This window comes from Aeromicrobium sp. Leaf245 (assembly GCF_942548115.1).
In the GTDB taxonomy this organism is placed as follows: domain Bacteria; phylum Actinomycetota; class Actinomycetes; order Propionibacteriales; family Nocardioidaceae; genus Aeromicrobium.
Genome location: NZ_OW824151.1, coordinates 2,972,647 through 2,992,447, shown reverse-complemented (window position 1 = coordinate 2,992,447; position 19,801 = coordinate 2,972,647). Strand labels below are relative to the sequence as shown.

Sequence of the window (19,801 nt, the reverse complement as noted above, 5' to 3'; positions counted from 1 at the left end):
TCAGGATGATTTAAGGTGTGATCGGGTTCGCAGGAGGCGATCCTCCACCGGCTCCCGCCGGCGGTGCTCGTCTCGGGAGAATCGATGGATCCGCGACCTCGTCGCCTGGTGCGCCAGGCCCGACGACGACGCCACGGGATGTTCGCCGTGGCGCTCGCGCTGGTCGCCGGAACCGTGCTCGTGCCGATCCCCGGACTCGCACCCGTCCAGGCGCAGGAGCAGAACACCCAGAACATCGCGGTGACGTCCGCGAACGCGCCTTCGACAGCCACACAGACCCAGCCGTCCGGCCTGCAGGTCACGTACGGCATCGCCGAGAACACCGGGAACATCGACGGCGTCACCGGCAGCGGCGGGATCAGCGGCACCGGGACGATGTCGGCCAAGGGAGGCACCAACACCCTCTTCGAGCCTGATCTCGACCTCACGCGCAACGCGCTGTACATGAACGTCGACTACGGCAACGGCAGCGGCGGCACCGCATGCACGCCGCCCCTGACCAACGGCGCCACCAGCACCTGCGCCAACCGCGGCACCATCACGGTCAACTTCAGCCAACCCGTCGACAACCCGACGCTGCACCTCACCGGTCTTGGCGGCAACCTGCAGAACAACAGCGTCCCGGTCCTGGTCTTCAGCGGCGCGGGCCGCCTGACCGGGAGCCAGGGCGCCACGGCTGCCACCTTCGGACCGGTGGCCGCAGGCACCAACCTGACGACGACGAGCACCAGCTGGAGCACCACCAACCCGCGCGCCAACCCCACCTGCACGGCCAACCTGGCCGTGTCGAACGGCGCGACCGCCGGGTGCGGCAGCATCCCGATCCGCGGCACCGGGCTCACCCAGCTGACGATGGCCATCGACCTCAACGCGATCTGCCTCTCCACGACGTGCGGCACCCTCAACACCGCCGACGCCTCGGAGCAGTTCGGCATGGTCGTCACGACTGCCCAGGACTGGGGCGACGCCCCCACGTCGTACAACGGCACGCAGGCGCCGGCGCACGCCGTCACCAACCTGCGGCTCGGGAGCGCCATCGACAACGAAGACACGCTGACGCAGGCCAACCAGACCACGAGCCCCTACGCCGTGGCCGCCGGCACCTCGGCGAACGGCTCGAACGGCGACGGGGCCGACGAGGACGCCTTCGGCTCGCTGCCCGACGTGCTGGCCCAGGGCACCGCTCCCTACACGCTCACGGTCCCGATCTCCGGCGCCACCAAGCCCGGCACCGTGGCCGGCTGGATCGACTTCAACCGCAACGGCGTCTTCGACACGGGAGAACGAGCGGCCGCCACGTTCGTCGCCGGCGCCACCTCCGCGACCCTGACGTTCGCCAAGCCGGCCGGCCTGACCGCGGGGACCACGTACGCCCGCTTCCGCACGTCCTACGTCGCCACGGACGTCGCCCAGCCCACCGGCCTCGCGTCCTCCGGCGAGGTCGAGGACTACAGCCTCACGATCGCGAGCGAGGCGCCGGCGCTGTCCCTGGTGAAGTCGGCCGGCGCGGTGGTCGACGCCAACTCCAGCGGACGCCAGGACGCGGGCGACACCGTCCCCTACACGTTCACCGTCACCAACACGGGCAACACCGTCCTGCAGGGCGTGGCCGTGACCGACCCCAAGATCCCCTCGGTCGCGTGCTCCACGACGACGCTCGCGGTCGGCGCCTCCGCCACGTGCACCGGCAGCTACACGCTGACGCAGGCCGACGTCGAGGCCGGCTCCGTGCCGAACACGGCCACGGTCAACGCCCAGAGCCCGAACGGCACGGCCGCCTCCGCCACCGCCTCGACCACCCGCAGCGTCACCCGCACGCCGGCCATCACGCTTGCCAAGACCGCCGGGACGCTCGAGGACGTCGACGGCAACGGTCCGGACGTCGGCGACACGATCCCGTACACCTTCACCATCACCAACAGCGGCAACGTCGCGCTGGCCACGACGCGGGTCGACGACGCCAAGGTCGGCTCGGTCTCCTGCCCGACCGGCTCGCTGGCGCCCGGTGCCACCCGAAGCTGCACGGCCACGTACACGCTCACCCAGGCCGACGTCGACGCCGGCCGGGTCGTGAACACGGCCACCGCCACGGGCACGTCGGCGGCCGGCCCCGCCACCTCCGCCGAGGCGACGGCCACCCGGACCTTCACCCCCTCGTCCTCCTTCGGCTTCACGAAGCAGGCCGCGCCGGTCGTCGACGTCAACACCAACGGCCGCACCGACGCCGGCGACACCGTCCGGTACACGTTCACCTTCACCAACACCGGCGCCACGACCCTGTCCGGCGCCGCGGTCAGCGACCCGCGAGTCGGTCCCGTCACGTGCCCGACCGCCGCGGTCGCGCCCGGCGGGACGGTCTCGTGCGCCCGTACCTACACGCTGACGCAGGCCGACGTCGACTCCGGCGCCGTCAACAACACCGCCACCGGCACGATGGCCGCCCCGGAGGGTCGACCGGCCCCGGTGTCGCGGACCGCGTCGGTCTCCACGCCGATCACGGCGGCCAACACGCTGGGGCTGGTGAAGTCGGCCGGGCCGGTCGTCGACGCCAACGGCTCCGGCCGCCAGGACGCCGGCGACACGATCGCGTACTCCTTCCGCGTCACCAACAACGGCAACCAGACGCTCGACGCGCCGGCCGTCTCCGACCCGAAGGTGGGCGCCGTCGTCTGCGGTCCGACGTCGATCGCGCCGGGCGCCACGATCACCTGCACCGCCACGTACCGCCTGACCCAGGCCGACGTCGACGCGGGCCAGGTCGCCAACACGGCGACCGCCACCGCGGCCGACCCACGCGGGTTCGCGGTCGCCTCCGGCTCGTCCTCCACCTCGACGACGGTCACCCGGGTCCCGTCGCTGGCGCTCGACAAGATCGCCGAGACCGCGGTCGATGCCGACGCCGACGGACGCATCGACGCCGGTGACACCGTCCGCTACCGCTTCGAGGTGCGCAACAGCGGCACCGTGACGCTCGACCCGGTCAGGGTCACCGACACCCGCCTCGGCACCGTCACCTGCCCCACCGGCCCGCTGGCGCCCGGCGCGACCGTGGCGTGCACCCCGGCCGTGTACTCGCTGACGCAGGCCGACGCCGACGCCGGCTCGGTCAACAACACCGCGACGGCCACCGGTACGCCGCCGGCGGGCGCCGCCGTCACCAGCACCGACAGCACGTCGACGTCCTTCGCCGTGACGGCCACCGTCGCCCTGGCCAAGACCGCCGGCGCCGTCCAGGACCTCGACGGCAACGGTCCCGACGCCGGCGACCGCGTCGCGTACGGGTTCACCGTCACCAACACGGGGACCGCTAGTCTCACCGGCGTCCGCCTCACCGACCCGCGCCTCGGTGGCGCCGTCGCCTGCACGCCCACCACGCTGGGCGGTGGCGCCACCGCGACCTGCTCCGGCACGTACACGCTGACGCAGGCCGACGTCGACGCCGGCCAGGTCGTCAACACGGCCAGCGTCGAGGCCACGGGCCCGCAGGGCCAGGTCGTGCGCGACACCGCCACGGCCACCCGGTCCTTCACACCGGCCTCGTCCTTCGTCTTGGACAAGCAGGCGGGCGCGGTCGCCACCGGGGCCGACGGTCGCGTCGACGCCGGCGACACCGTGCCCTACAGCTTCGTGCTCACCAACACGGGCTCGACGACGCTGCGGGCGGCCGACGTCAGCGACCCGCGCCTCGGGCCCGTCACGTGCGCGGGCACGTCGATCGCGCCCGGCGCCTCCGTGACGTGCACGAAGTCCTACGTCCTCACCCAGGCCGACGTCGACTCCGGCGCCGTCAACAACTCCGCCACCGCCACGATGCAGGCGCCCGACGGTCGGCCCCAGCCGGCCCCGTCGTCGGACTCCACCTCGACGGTCCTGGCCGCGAGCGGCGCGCTCGGCCTCACCAAGACCGCCGGTCCCGTCGTCGACGCGAACACCTCGGGCCGCCAGGACGCCGGTGACACCGTCACGTACACGTTCCTCGTCACGAACAACGGCAACCGCACGCTCTCCGGCGTCTCGGTCACCGACCCCACCACCGGTCCCGTCTCGTGCCCCACGGGGACGCTGGCGCCCGGCCAGTCACGCAGCTGCACCGTGACCTACACCCTGACGCAGGCCGACGTCGACGCCGGCCAGGTCGTCAACACGGCCACGGCCCGGGCCACGGACGGCGACGGCCGCGTCGTCACGTCCGGCACGGCGACGGCCACCCGCACCGTTGCCCGCGTGCCGTCGCTCGTCCTGGACAAGCAGGCCGGCACCCCCGTCGACACCGACGGCGACGGTCGCATCGCGGCCGGCGACACCATCCGCTACACCTTCTCCGTCCGCAACAGCGGCACCGTGACGCTCGACCCGGTGACGGTCAGCGACCCGCTGCTCGGCACGGTCGAGTGCCCGGCCGTGGCGCTGGCGCCGGGGGCCACGCTCGAGTGCACCCCGGTCGTCCTGACGATCACCCAGGCCCAGGCCGACGCGGGCGCGGTCAACAACACGGCCACCGCGACCGGCCGGCCGCCGACGGGACCGGCCGTCACGAGCATCGACGGCACGTCCACCACGCTGCAGCGCGCCTCCGCCCTGGCCCTGACCAAGACCGCGGGCGCCGTGCAGGACCTCGACGGCAACGGCCCCGACGCCGGCGACACCGTCGCGTACACGGTGACCGCCCGCAACGCCGGCACGACGACGCTCACGGGCGTCCGCGTCACCGACCCGCTCCTGCCGGACCTCGCCTGCGGCGCGACGACGCTCGGGCCGCGCGCCTCCCTCGACTGCACCGGCACGTACACGCTGACCCAGGCCGACGTCGACGCCGGGCGCGTCGTCAACACCGCCACCGCCACCGCCACCGCCCCGGGCGGCGTCGCCGTCGCCGCGCAGGCCACGGCCACCCGACCCTTCACCCCGGCCTCGTCCTTCAGCCTGGACAAGCAGGCCGCCGCGGTGGCCACCGGGGCCGACGGGCGCGCCGACGCGGGCGACACGATCGCCTACTCCTTCGTCCTGACGAACGACGGCGCCACGACGCTCTCCGGCGCCGACGTCGAGGACCCGCGGCTCGGCGCGGTCACCTGCCCCACCACCGCGATCGCGCCCGGCGCGTCCCTCACGTGCACGAAGTCCTACGTCCTGACGCAGGCCGACGTCGACTCCGGCGCCGTCAACAACGTGGCCACGGCGACGATGCGGGCACCTGAGGGCAGGCCCCAGCCCCTGCCCCGCGCCGACGACACCTCCACGACGCTCGCGCCGGCGAACGTGCTGCGGCTCGCGAAGGAGGCCGGTGACCCGGTCGACGCCAACGACTCCGACCGCCTCGACGCCGGCGACACCGTCACCTACACGTTCACCGTCACGAACGACGGCAACCGGACGCTCGACGACGTCGCCATCGACGACCCGCTCGTCGACGTGACCTGCACGGAGGGCGAGCTGGCCCCCGGCGCCTCCCGGACGTGCACGGCGACGTACACGCTCGCCCAGGCCGACCTCGACGAGGGCGAGGTCGTCAACACCGCAACGGCCACCGCAGCCGCACGCGGCGGCGCGCTGGTGGAGTCCCTGCCGGCCGTCGAGACGACGCCGCTGCCCACGACCGCGTCCGTCCTGCTCGACAAGGAGGCCGGCACTCCGGTCGACACCGACGAGGACGGGCGGATCAGCGCCGGCGACACCGTCCGGTACACGTTCGCCGTGCGCAACACCGGCACCGTCACGCTCGACCCCGTCACCGTCGACGACGCCCTGCTCGGCGAGGTCACCTGCCCCGAGGGCCCGCTGCGCCCGGGCACCACCGTCGACTGCACCCCGATCGTCCTGACCATCACCCAGGCCCAGGCCGACGCGGGCGCGGTCAACAACACGGCCACCGCGACCGGTACCCCGCCCGAGGGTGACGACGTCACGAGCGTCGACAGCACCTCGACCCCGCTCGTGCGCGCCAGCTCCCTCGCCCTGGCGAAGACGTCGGACCCGGTCGAGGACCTCGACGCCAACGGCCCGGACGCGGGCGACACCGTCGACTACACGCTCGTTGTCACCAACACCGGCACGACGACCCTCGACGACGTCGCGGTCACCGACGCGCTGCTGGCCGACCTCGACTGCGCCCCGGGCACGCTGGAGCCGGGCGACTCGGCCACCTGCGCGGGCACCCACACCCTGACCCAGGCCGACGTCGACGCCGGCCAGGTGGTCAACACCGCCGACGCCACCGGCACGGACCAGCAGGGCGTCGACGTCGACGCCACCGACACCGAGACGCGGACCTTCGCCCCGCGCAGCGCGTTCGTCCTCGACAAGGTCGCCGCGGACCCCACCGACGTCGACGGCGACGGACGGGTGGAGGCGGCGGACTCCATCGACTACGACTTCGTCCTCACCAACACCGGCGCGACGACCCTGTCGGGCGCCGAGGTCGACGACCCGCGGGTCGGACCGGTCACCTGCCCGGACGGGCCCGTCGCCCCGGGCACCTCGGTCACCTGCTCGGTCACGTACGACCTCACGCAGGCCGACGTCGACGCGGGCGCGGTCAACAACACCGCGACCGCCACGCTGGACGCCCCCGAGGGCCGGACCGATCCCGCGCCGTCGACCGACTCCACCTCCACGACGCTCGCGGCGGCCAACACCCTCACGCTCGCCAAGGTGGCCGGCCCGGTCGTCGACGCGAACGACTCCGACCGCGTCGACGCGGGCGACACGGTCGCCTACACGTTCACGGTCCGCAACGACGGCAACCAGACGCTCACCGACGTCGCGATCGACGACCCGCTCGTCGCCGCCACGTGCCCGGACGGCGACCTCGAGCCCGGCGAGGAGGTCGACTGCACGGCGACCTACACCCTGGTCCAGGCCGACGTCGACGCCGGCGAGGTCCTCAACACCGCCTCGGCCTCCGCCGTGGGCCCCCGCGGCGTCGAGGTCACCTCGGCCGAGGACTCCACGCGGACCGAGGTCGCGCGGGCCCCGGACGTCGCGATCGACAAGGTCGCCGACACCCCGCGCGACGTCGACGGCGACGGCCGCATCGACGCCGACGACACCATCCGGTACACCTTCGTCGTCAGCAACACGGGCACCGTCACCCTCGACGAGGTCGAGCTGACCGACCCGCTCGTCGGGCTCGACGGGCTGCCGTGCGGCACAGGTGGCCTGGCCCCGGGCCGCTCGGTCGAGTGCGCGGTCCGCGTGCACACGATCACGCAGGAGGAGGCCGACGCCGGCAGCGTCGACAACACCGCCACCGTGACCGCGCAGACGCCGGCCGGCGAGGGGCTGGACGCGACGGACTCCACGTCCACGCCGACCTCCAGCGCCGTGGCCCTCACGCTCGACAAGACGTCGGTCGCGCCCACCGACCCGGACGCGAACGGCCCCGACGCGGGTGACGTGGTCGCCTACTCCTTCCTGGTCACCAACACCGGGTCGCGGACGTTGACCGACCTCGTGGTCGCGGACCCGCTCGCGGCCGTCGACTGCCCCGTCGACACCCTCGCCCCGGGCGCCTCGACCACCTGCACCGCCACGCACGCCCTGACCCAGGCCGAGGTCGACGCCGGGCAGGTCGTCAACACCGCCACCGCCGAGGCCGTCGACCCCGCCGGCACCCCCGCGGCTGCCACGGACACCGAGACCCGGCGCTTCACGCCGCGCAGCGCCTTCACCCTCGACAAGCAGGCCTCGGCCGTGGTCGACACGGACGGCGACGGCGCCCCGGTGGAGCCCGGCGACACCATCGAGTACGACTTCGTCCTGGCCAACACGGGGGCGACCACCCTGTCGGGCGCCGAGGTCGACGACCCGCGCGTCGGGCCGGTCACCTGCCCCGACGGCGACGTCGCGCCCGGCGCGTCCGTCACGTGCGAGCGGACGTACGTGCTGACGCAGCAGGACATCGACTCCGGCGCGGTCAACAACACGGCCACTGCGACGCTCGAGGCGCCCGAGGGTCGCCAGGTGCCGCAGGAGCGCACGGACTCCACGTCGACCACGCTCGTGGCCGCGAACGTCCTGGGGGTCGAGAAGAGCGCCGGACCGGTCGAGGACGCCAACGACTCCGAGCGCCTCGACGCCGGCGACACCATCGACTACACGGTCACCGTCACCAACGACGGCAACCAGACGCTCACCGACGTCACGGTCACCGACGAGCTGGTCGACGTCACCTGCCCCGCGGGCGACCTCGGCCCGGGCGACTCCGTCGACTGCACCGCCACCTACACGCTGACCCAGGCCGACGTCGACGCGGGCGAGGTCGTCAACGAGGCCTCGGCCACGGCGGTCGGGCCCCGCGGGGCGATCGTGCCCTCCGGCACGGCGACGACCACGACGCCGCTGGCCGGCGTCGCGACCATCGAGCTCGACAAGGTGGCCGAGCCGCCTCGTGACGTCGACGACGACGGGCGCGTCGGCGCCGACGACACGATCCGCTACACCTTCCGGGTCGAGAACACCGGCACCGTCACCCTCGACGACGTGCGGCTCGACGACGCGCTCGTCGGCCTCGACGGCGAGATCTGCGGGGACGGTCGCCTCGCGCCCGGGCAGGTCGTGGAGTGCGCCGTCCGCGTCCACACGATCACGCAGGCCGAGGTCGACGCCGGCGCCGTCGACAACACCGCCGCCGTCACCGGCACCCCGCCCGCCGGTCCCGAGGTCGACGACACCGACGCCACGTCGACGCCCACGACCGCCGACGCCACCCTGTCGCTGGAGAAGTCCTCGGCGCCGCCCACGGACCCGGACGCCAACGGCGTCGACGCGGGCGACGTCGTCGCCTACTCCTTCGCGGTGACCAACACCGGCACGCGCACCCTCACCGGCCTCGCGGTCAGCGACCCGCTCGTGGGTGCGGTGACGTGCCCGGACGAGCCGCTGGTACCGGGGGAGACCGTCACGTGCACCGGCACCCACGCGCTCACCCAGGCCGAGGTGGACGCCGGCGCAGTGGTCAACGAGGCCACCGCGACCGCCGAGGACGCCGACGGCACCGTCGCCGAGGCCGCCGACACCGACACGCGACCCCTCGCGCCCGCCAGCTCCTTCGCCCTCGACAAGCAGGCCTCGGCCGTCATCGACGCCGACGGCGACGGCGGCCCCGTCGAGCCGGGCGACACGATCGAGTACGACTTCGTCCTGACCAACGACGGAGGGACCACCCTGTCGGCAGCCGACGTCGACGACCCTCGCGTCGGTCCCGTGACCTGTCCCGACGGCGCGGTCGCGCCGGGCGGCTCGGTCACGTGCGGAGTGACCTACGTCGTCACGCAGGGCGACATCGACTCCGGCGCGGTCAACAACACCGCGACCGCCACGATGGCGGCACCCGAGGGGCGCCGGGTGCCGGTCGAGCGGACGGACTCCACGTCGACGGCGCTCGTCGGGCAGAACGGGCTCACCCTCGACAAGACCGCGGGCCCGGTCGTCGACGACCAGTCGGACGCGGGCACGCCCGACGCCGGCCGCGCGAGCGCGGGCGACACCATCACCTACACGTTCCTCGTGGAGAACACCGGCAACCAGACGCTGTCCGGCGTCGCGATCGACGACCCGCGCCTCGGACCGGTCACCTGCCCGCCGGGCGACCTCGCCCCGGGCGGCACGCGCACCTGCGAGGCCGTGTACACGCTCACCCAGGCCGACGTCGACGACGGCGAGGTCGTGAACTCCGCCGGCGCGACCGCCGCCGAACCCGACGGCGACGTCGTGCTGTCCCTCCTCGACGGCACCCGCACCGAGCTCGCCGCCGATCCCGCGATCGCGCTCGACAAGGCCGCGCCCGAGGGCCTGCAGGACACCGACGCCGACGGCGACGACGCGGGCCGGGCCAGTGCGGGTGACACCATCGAGTTCACCTTCGAGGTCACCAACACCGGCAACACGACGCTGGACCCGGTCGTCGTCGAGGACCCGCTGGTCGGCGAGGTCACCTGCCCCACCGGCCCGCTCGCGCCGGGCGACTCCGTCGACTGCGACCCCGTGACGTACGAGGTCACCCAGGACGACGTCGACGCGGGCGCGTTCGCCAACACCGCCACCGCGATCGGCACCCCGCCGACCGGGCCCGCCGCCACGGACGACGACTCGACGTCGACCACGCTGGAGCGCGAGAACACCCTGGAGATCGTCAAGGTCTCGGGTGCCCTCTCGGACCCCGACGGCAACGGCACCGACGCCGGCGACGTGCTCGACTACTCCTTCACCATCACCAACACCGGCTCGACGCGGCTGCGGATCATCGCCGTCACCGACCCGGCCCTGGGGGAGACGTTCCCGTGCTCGCCGGAGCAGCTGGACCCGGGCCAGTCCTCCACCTGCAACGGCACCTACACGCTGACCCAGGCCGACGTCGACGCCGGCGAGGTCGTCAACACGGCCACCGGCTCGGCCGTCGATCCCGAGGGCAACGTCGTCGACGGCTCGGACACCGACGTCCGTCAGCTCGAGCCGCGCACCTCCTTCACGTTCGACAAGAAGGTCGCGGCCGTCGACCTCGGCGCCGACGGCCGCGCGAGCGTCGGCGACACGATCGACTACGGCTTCACCTTCACCAACACGGGCGCCAGCACCCTCGACACCCCGGTGGTCGACGACCCGACGGTGGGCCCCGTGGGATGCCCGCCGGGCGACGTGGCCCCCGGCGCCTCGGTCACCTGCACGGTCACGTACGAGCTGACGCAGGCCGACGTCGACGCGGGAGCGGTCAACAACACCGCCACCGGCTCGATCGACGCGCCGCCCGCGCTCGGCGACCCCGCCGACCTGACCGACGAGACCTCGGTGCCGCTTGCGGCGCAGGACGTGCTGACGCTCGACAAGACCGCGGGCGACCTCCAGGACACCGACGCCGACGGCCGCGACACCGACCGGGCGAGCGCCGGCGACACGATCACGTACACGTTCCTCGTGACGAACAACGGCAACCGGACGCTGACCGACGTCGCCATCGACGACCCGCTCGTCGACGTCGACTGCCCCGACGGCGACCTCGCCCCGGGTGGCACGCGCACGTGCGAGGCGACCTACACCCTGACCCAGGCCGACGTCGACGCCGGCGAGGTCGTCAACACCGCGGCCGCCACCGCCACGGGCCCGCGCGACACCCCGGTGCGCTCGGCCGACTCCGGCACGCGCACCGAGCTCGATCGCAGCCCCGCGCTCGAGCTGGACAAGGCCGCGCCCGGGGGACTGCTGGACACCGACGCCGACGGCCGCGACGCCGGCCGCGCCAGCGCGGGGGACACCATCGCGTTCACCTTCTCGGTGGAGAACACCGGCAACACCACGCTCGACCCCGTCGTGGTCGAGGACCCGCTCGTCGGCGAGATCACCTGTCCCACCGGCCCGCTCGCGCCCGGCGAGTCCGTCGACTGCGACCCCGTGACCTACGAGGTCACGCAGGACGACGTCGACTCCGGCGCCTTCGACAACACGGCCACCGCCACGGCGACGCCTCCGGCCGGCGCGGACGTGACGGACCAGGACTCCACGTCCACGACGCTCACGCGGGTCAACACCCTGACGATCGACAAGGTCTCCGGCACGCTGTCGGACCCGGACGGCAACGGCCCGGACGTCGGCGACGTGCTCGACTACTCCTTCTCCATCACCAACACGGGCTCGACGCGCCTGCGCATCATCGCCGTGACCGACCCGGCCCTGGGCGGGACGTTCCCGTGCTCGCCGGAGCAGCTCGACCCGGGCCAGACGTCCACCTGCAACGGCACCTACACGCTCACGCAGGCCGACGTCGACGCCGGCCAGGTCGAGAACTCCGCCGACGGCTCGGCCGTCGACCCCGAGGGCAACGTGGTCACGGGCTCGGACACCGACGTCCGCGAGTTCTCGCCGCGCACGTCGTACACCTTCGACAAGGAGGTCGCGGGCGTCGACCTCGGCGCCGACGGCAGGGCGAGCGCCGGGGACACGATCGCCTACGCCTTCACCTTCACCAACACGGGCGCCACCACGCTCGACGGCCCCGCGGTCGACGACCCGACGGTCGGCGACGTCGACTGCCCGACCGGCCCGGTCGCGCCCGGCGCGTCCGTGACCTGCTCGGCGACGTACGAGCTGACGCAGGCCGACGTCGACGCCGGCTCCGTCAACAACACGGCCACGGGCTCGATCGACGCCCCGCCCGCGCTCGAGGACCCCGTCGACCTGACCGACGAGACCTCGGTGCCGCTCGAGGCCGACGACGTGCTGACGCTCGCCAAGACCGCCGGGGACCTCGAGGACACCGACGACGACGGCCGCGACGCCGGCCGGGCGAGCGCCGGCGACACGATCACGTACTCGTTCCTCGTGACGAACAACGGCAACCGGACGCTGACCGACGTCGCCATCGACGACCCGCTCGTCGACGTGACGTGCCCTGACGGGCCCCTCGGCGCCGGTCTCTCCGTCACCTGCGAGGCGACGTACGTCCTGAACCAGGCCGACGTCGACGCCGGCGAGGTCGTCAACACCGCGGCCGCCACCGCCCTCGGCCCGCGCGACACCCCGGTGCGCTCCGCGGACTCCGGCACGCGCACCGAGCTCGAGCCCGACCCCTCCCTGGCGCTGGACAAGGACGCCGGGACCGGCCTGCTCGACACCGACGCGGACGGCGCCGACGCGGGCCGGGCCAGCGCGGGTGACACCATCCGCTACACGTTCACGGTCGAGAACACGGGCAGCACGACGCTCGACCCCGTCGTGGTCGAGGACGCGCTCGTCGGCGATGTCACGTGCCCGGCCGGTCCGCTGGCGCCGGGCGAGGCCGTCGAGTGCACACCGGTGACCTACGAGGTCACGCAGGACGACATCGACGCCGGGTCCTTCGACAACACCGCCACCGCCACGGGCACGCCCCCCACGGGCCCCGTCGTCACGTCCGACGACTCGACCTCCACGCTGCTCGGCGCAGCGGGCGACGTGACCCTCACCAAGACCGCCGGGGACGTCGTCGACGTCGACGACGACGGCGCGGACTCGGTCGGCGACACGATCACCTACGACCTCCGGGTCGAGAACACCGGCAACGTCCGGCTCACCGACGTCGTGGTGGACGACCCGCTGCTCGGCGGCGCGGTCGACTGCGCGGCCACGGCGCTCGACCCCGGCCAGGGCACGGACTGCGGCCCGGTGACCTACGTCCTCACGCAGGCCGACGTCGAGGCCGGCGAGGTCCGCAACACCGCCGACGTCACCGCCGAGCCGCCGGTCGGAGACCCGGCCACCGACTCGGCCGAGACGCTCACGCCGCTCGAGCGCGAGCCCGCCCTGTCGCTCGACAAGGAGGCCGGCTCCGTCGTCCTCGGCGCCGACGGCCGGGTCGACGCGGGCGACACGCTGCCCTTCACCTTCCGGGTGCGCAACACCGGCAACGTCGTCCTCACCGACGTCGCGGTGAGCGACCCGCTCGTCGGCGACGTCACGTGCCCGGCCGGTCCGCTCGCCCCGGGCGACGCCGTCGACTGCACCGCCGACGCCTACGTCCTCACGCAGGCCGACATCGACTCCGGCGCCGTCAACAACCTCGCGACCGCGACGGCCGACTCGGTGGCGGGGGAGCCGGAGCCCAGCCGGGACGAGACGTCGACCACCCTGGGCCGCGGTGCGGCCGTCCAGCTGGCCAAGACCGCCGGCGGGATCGAGGACGCCAACGACACCGGCCGCGTCGACGCCGGGGACACCGTCGGCTACACCTTCGTCGTCACGAACGCCGGCAACGTCACGCTCGAGGACGTCGTCGTGACCGACCCGCTCGTCGGCGACGTCGGCTGCGACGACTCGACGCTCGCGCCCGGCGACAGCACCGACTGCGCCGCCGTCGAGCCCTACGTCCTGACCCAGGCCGACGTCGACGCGGGCGAGGTCCTGAACCTCGCCGACGTGACGGCGACGGGTGCCGACGGCACCGAGGTCGTGGCCGGGGCGTCCGAGCGCCAGGAGGTCGGGCAGGTCGAGTCGCTCGCGCTGGACAAGCAGGCCGGCGACGTCGACACCGGCGCAGACGGCCGCGCCGACGCCGGCGACACCATCGACTACACGTTCCGCGTCACCAACACCGGCACGACCACCCTGCGCGGCGTGACGATCGACGACCCGCTGGTCGGCGCCGTCGACTGCCCGGTCGGCGACGTCGCTCCCGGGGACAGCGTCACCTGCGGTCCCGTGGCGTACGAGCTCACGCAGGACGACGTCGACGAGGGCGAGGTCGTCAACACCGCGAGCGCCTCGGCGATCGGCAGCGGCGGCGCGCTGGACCCCGTCGAGGACACCGAGACGCAGGACGTCGCGGCGGACGCCTCCGTCGACCTGGCCAAGAGCGCCGGCACCGTGGTCGACGTCGACGACGACGGCATGGACTCCGCCGGCGACACCATCACCTACGACCTGCTCGTGGAGAACACCGGCAACGTCACGCTGGACGACGTCACCGTCACGGACCCGCTGCTCGGCGGCGCCGTCCCGTGTGCCGTCGACACCCTGGCGCCCGACGGCACGACGCCCTGCGGCCCCGTCACCTACGTCCTCACCCAGGCCGACGTCGAGGCCGGCGAGCGGACCAACCTCGCGACGGTCGAGGCCCTCGGCGCCGACGGCACCCCTGTCGACGACGAGGCCGCCACCCGCACGCCCCTCGAGCGCGAGCCCGCCCTGCTGCTGGAGAAGGAGGCCGGCGCGATCGTCCTCGGCGCCGACGGCCGGGTCGACGAGGGCGACACGCTGCCCTTCACCCTCCGCGTCCGGAACACCGGCAACGTGGCCCTGACCGGGGTCGCGGTGAGCGACCCGCTCCTCGGCGAGGTCGACTGCCCGGCCGGTCCGCTCGCCCCGGGCGACGCCGTCGACTGCACCGCCGACGTCTACGTCCTCACCCAGGCGGACGTCGACGCTGGAGAGGTCCGGAACACCGCCACCGCCACGGCCGACTCAGTGGTCGGCGCGCCGGAGCCGGACGCCGACTCCACCACCACGACCTTCGGCCGCGGCGCCGGCGTGCAGCTGGTCAAGACCGCAGGCGAGGTCGTCGACGCGAACGACTCCGGCCGCGAGGACGCCGGCGACACCATCGCCTACACCTTCGTGGTCGAGAACCTCGGCAACGTGACGCTCCGGGACGTCGTCGTGACCGACCCGCTCGTCGGTGAGGTCGACTGCGACGTCACGACCCTCGCGCCGGGCGACATCACCGACTGCGCGGCCGTCGAGCCCTACGAGCTGACCCAGGCCGACGTCGACGCCGGCGAGGTCCTGAACACCGCCGACGTCACCGCCACCGGCGCCGACGGCACCGAGGTCGGCGACGACTCGTCCGCCCGCCGGGACGTCGCGCAAGCCGAGTCCTTCACCTTCGAGAAGGAGGTCGTCGACAGCGACGACGGCGGCGACGGCCGCGCCGACGAGGGCGACACGATCGACTACCGGTTCGTCGTCACCAACACCGGCACGACCACGCTGCGGGGCGTCACGGTCGACGACCCGCTGCTCGGCGCCGTCTCGTGCCCGACCGACGTCTTCGGCCCGGAGGGGTCCGTGACCTGCGGCCCCGTGTCCTACCCGGTCACGCAGGCGCAGCTCGACGCCGGCGAGGTCGTCAACGCGGCCACGGCCACCGCGCTCGGCCAGGACGGCGTCGTCGGTCCCGAGGACGACACGGTGACCACGTCGCTGGACCGCGAGCCCGCCGTGCAGCTGACCAAGACCGCCGGCACCGTCCAGGACCTCGACGACGACCGTCGACCGTCAGCGGGCGACACCATCACCTTCGACCTGGCCGTCGAGAACACCGGCAACGTGACGCTCTCGGACGTCAGTGTCGTCGACCCGCTGCTCGGCGGCGCGGTCGCCTGCGAGAGCGACGAGCTCGCCCCGGGTGGCACCACGCCGTGCGGCCCGGTCACCTACGTCCTGACCCAGGCCGACGTCGAGGCCGGCGTCCTGCGCAACACCGCCACCGTCACCGCCGACCCGCCGGCTGGCGACGCCGCCAAGGACACCGCCGGCACGGAGACCTCGCTGGCCCGCACCGCGACCTTCACGCTCGACAAGCAGGCCGGTGCCGTCGCGCTCGGCGGCGACGGCCGGGTGGGCGCGGGCGACGCGATCATCTACACGTTCACCGTCCGGAACACGGGCAACGTGGCGCTGACCGACGTCGCCGTCACCGACCCGCTCGTCGGCGTCGTCGACTGCACGCCCGACGCGCTTGCTCCCGACCGCTCGGTCACCTGCACGGCAGCTCCGTACGAGCTGACCCAGGCCGACGTCGACGCCGGCGCCGTCAACAACACCGCCACCGCCACGGCCGACTCGGTCGTCGGGCCCCCGGACGAGCAGACCGACTCGACGTCGACCGCGCTCGTCCGCGCCGCCGCCGTCCAGCTGGAGAAGACGGGCGGCACGATCGCGGACGCCAACGACTCGGGCCGCGTCGACGCCGGCGACACCATCGACTACACCTTCGTCGTGTCCAACCCCGGCAACGTCACGGTCGACGAGCTCGACGTGACCGACCCGCTCGTCGGCACCGTGTCCTGCGACGCCGGCTCCGTCGAGCCGGGTGACACCGTCGAGTGCGCCGCGGACGCCCCGTACGTGCTGACGCAGGCCGACGTCGACGCCGGCCAGGTCGTCAACACCGCCACGGTCACCGGCGTCGGCGCGGACGGCGAGGACGTCGCGGACGCCGACACCGAGACCAGCCCCGTCGCGCGCTCGGAGTCCATCGCGCTGACCAAGACCGCGGGCGACGTCGCCACCGGCCCCGACGGCCGGGCCGACGCCGGCGACACGATCTCCTACACCTTCACCGTCACCAACACCGGCACGACCACCGTCCGCGGGACCACGATCGAGGACCCGATGGTCGGCGCCGTCGGCTGCCCGGCCGGCACGGTCGCGCCGCGCGGCTCCGTCACCTGCGGCCCGGTCGCGTACGAGCTGACGCAGGCCGACGTCGACGCCGGCGAGGTCGAGAACACCGCCGTCGCGCGGGCGCTCGGCCGGACCGGCGCCGTCGACCCCGCCGAGGACACCGAGGTCCAGGAGGTGGCCGCGGCCCCCGCGGTCACCCTGACGAAGTCGGCCGGGCAGGTGCTCGACACCGACGGCGACGGCCAGGACTCCGCGGGCGACTCGATCGTCTACACGCTCTCGGCCGAGAACACCGGCAACGTGACGCTGACCGACGTGACCGTCACCGACCCGCTGCTCGGCGGCGAGGTCGACTGCGCCGCGACCACCCTTGCCCCCGGCCGCAGCACCGCCTGCGACCCCGTCACCTACGTCCTCACGCAGGCCGACGTCGAGGCGGGCGAGGTCGTCAACACCGCCAGGGTCGTGGCCTCGCCGCCGCTCGGTGACGACGTCGACGACACCGCCGGGACGCGGACCCCCGTGGACCGCGAGCCCGTGCTCGAGCTGGACAAGCGCGCCGGCGACGTCCAGGTGGGCGCCGACGGCCGGATCGACGCCGGCGACACGATCGCGTACTCCTTCACCGTCCTCAACCGCGGCAACGTCGCGCTGACCGACGTGACCGTCACCGACCCGCTGGTCGGCGCGGTGACCTGCCCGACCACCCCGGTCGAGCCCGGTCGGTCCGTCGACTGCACCGCCGACCCGTACGTCCTCACCCAGGCCGACGTCGACTCCGGCGCGGTCAACAACACCGCGACGGCCGCGGCCGACTCGGTGACCGGCGCCCCGGGGCCGGACGCCGACTCCACCAGCACGACGTTCGCCGGCTCCCGCGTCCTGCTGCTGGAGAAGACGGCCCCCGACGGCGTCGTCGATGCGAACGACGACGGCGTCGTGTCCGCCGGCGACACCATCGACTACGCCTTCCGGGTCACCAACGACGGCGCCGTGACGCTGGCCGACGTGACCGTCGACGACCCGCGGCTCGGTGACGTCACCTGCCCGACCGGGGACCTCGAGCCCGGCGAGGGCGTCGACTGCGCCGCCGACCCGTACGTGCTGACGCAGGCCGACGTCGACGCCGGCCAGGTCGTCAACACCGCGACCGTCTCGGCCGACGACCCCAAGGGCGACCCGGTCACCGGCTCGGACACGCTGACCACGCAGGTTGCGCAGACGGCCGAGCTGGAGCTGACCAAGGAGGCCACCGGCAGCGACGACGGCGGCGACGGCCGCGCCGACGCGGGCGACACCATCGAGTACACGTTCACCGTCCGGAACACCGGCCCGACCACGCTGCGCGCCACGACGATCGAGGACCCGCTCGTCGGTGCCGTCTCGTGCCCCGCCGTCCCCTTCGGCCCGGGCGAGACGGTCGAGTGCGGCCCCGTCGACCACGAGGTCACCCAGGCCGACCTGGACGCCGGCGAGGTCGAGAACACAGCCACCGCCCGCGCCACCGGGCCGGCCGGGCTCGAGCCGAGCGACGCCGACACCATCACGACGTCGCTGGAGGCCGCGCCGTCGCTGGAGCTGCGCAAGTCCGCCGGCATCGTGCTCGACGCCAACGACACCGGTCGACCCGACGCGGGCGACACCATCGACTACACCTTCGAGGTCGAGAACACCGGCAACGTGACGCTGGACGCCGTCACCGTCACCGACCCGCTCGTCGGCGGCGACGTCGCGTGCGAGCAGGCCACGGTCGCGCCCGGCGAGACGATCGATTGCGGCCCCGCCACGTACACCGTCACCGAGGCCGCCGCCGACGCCGGTGAGGTCGTCAACACGGCGGCCGCGAGCGGCGAGCCGCCGGTCGGCGACGCGGTGACCGACGACGACGAGGTGACCACCGACATCGTCTCCGTCGCGTCGTTGGAGGTCCTCAAGACCGGCGTCCTGCAGGACGAGGACGGCGACGACCTCGCCGACGCCGGCGAGACCATCCGCTACGAGTTCGTCGTGACGAACACCGGCACCGTCCGCATCGACGGCGTCGCGGTCCAGGACTCGATGCTCGACGCGGCCGGCGACGAGATCGTCTGCGCCGAGACCACGCTGCCGGCAGGGGAGAGCACCACCTGCGTCGCCGAGCACGTCGTGACCGCCGAGGAGGCTGCGTCGAACGCGGTCGTGAACGTCGCGACGGCCACCGGCAGCGGCCCCGACGGCTCGATCGAATCCGACGTCGACCAGGCGGTCGTGCCGGCCGTCGGTCCGGTCGACGACGGCGACGGCGACGGGGACGACCCGGGGGGTGACGGTGACGCGGGCGACGCCGACGACCGCGGCGACGGGCCGTTCGGCATCCTCCCGGACACGGGTGGCGCCGCCGCCGGCCTGTTGCTGCTCGCCCTAGGATTGCTCGCGGGGGGCCTGCTCCTCCTGCGCCGCCGGACCACCACCGAACAGGGAGACCCTCGATGAACACCTTCGCGCGTGCCACCGCGGTCGCCGTCCTGACCTGCGGCCTGCTGACCGCCTGCACCGGCGGCGACGACGACAAGGCCGATGACAAGAAGACCGCGGCGAAGGCGGCCGACAAGCAGACCACCTCGCCGCAGGACCTGCCCGAGGTGCCGGAGATCGAGGACTTCGAGGGCGCCCTCAAGGACGTCACCCTCGGCGCCTGCCCGACCGAGAAGGGCAGCAACTCGGTCAAGGGCAAGGTGAAGAACTCCACCGACGACGAGCAGGACTACGTCATCACCATCAGCTGGATCACCGCCCGCAGCGACGTCGTCGCCCGCGGGGTCGCCACGATCGAGGACCTAGGCGCCGGCGACACCGAGGACTGGACCATCAAGGGCAGCCCCATCGCCGCGTCCGGCACGTACACCTGCACCACGCAGGTGCAGCGCGGCGAGCTCTGAGACTGGTCCGT

At 73.6% G+C, this 19,801-nt stretch carries 2 protein-coding genes; both read left to right on the top strand.

Translation table 11 applies throughout. The annotated features are described in order from the left end of the window. The first annotated feature begins 84 nt into the window (after positions 1–84). Positions 85–19,344, top strand: a complete 19,260-nt coding sequence (locus NBW76_RS14615) for a GEVED domain-containing protein (RefSeq protein WP_250246802.1) — start codon at positions 85–87, stop codon at positions 19,342–19,344. After that, complete coding sequence (locus tag NBW76_RS14610; RefSeq protein ID WP_056552275.1) at positions 19,341–19,790, top strand: hypothetical protein; 450 nt, start codon at positions 19,341–19,343, stop codon at positions 19,788–19,790. The genes NBW76_RS14615 and NBW76_RS14610 overlap by 4 nt, the downstream gene beginning before the upstream one ends. Positions 19,791–19,801 lie beyond the last annotated feature (11 nt).

What these genes read in the sequence shown, in the direction of transcription:
- NBW76_RS14610 (WP_056552275.1), top strand. Translation starts at nt 19,341, where the DNA reads ATGAACACCTTCGCGCGTGCCACCGCGGTCGCCGTCCTGACCTGCGGC.
- NBW76_RS14615 (WP_250246802.1), top strand. Translation starts at nt 85, where the DNA reads ATGGATCCGCGACCTCGTCGCCTGGTGCGCCAGGCCCGACGACGACGC.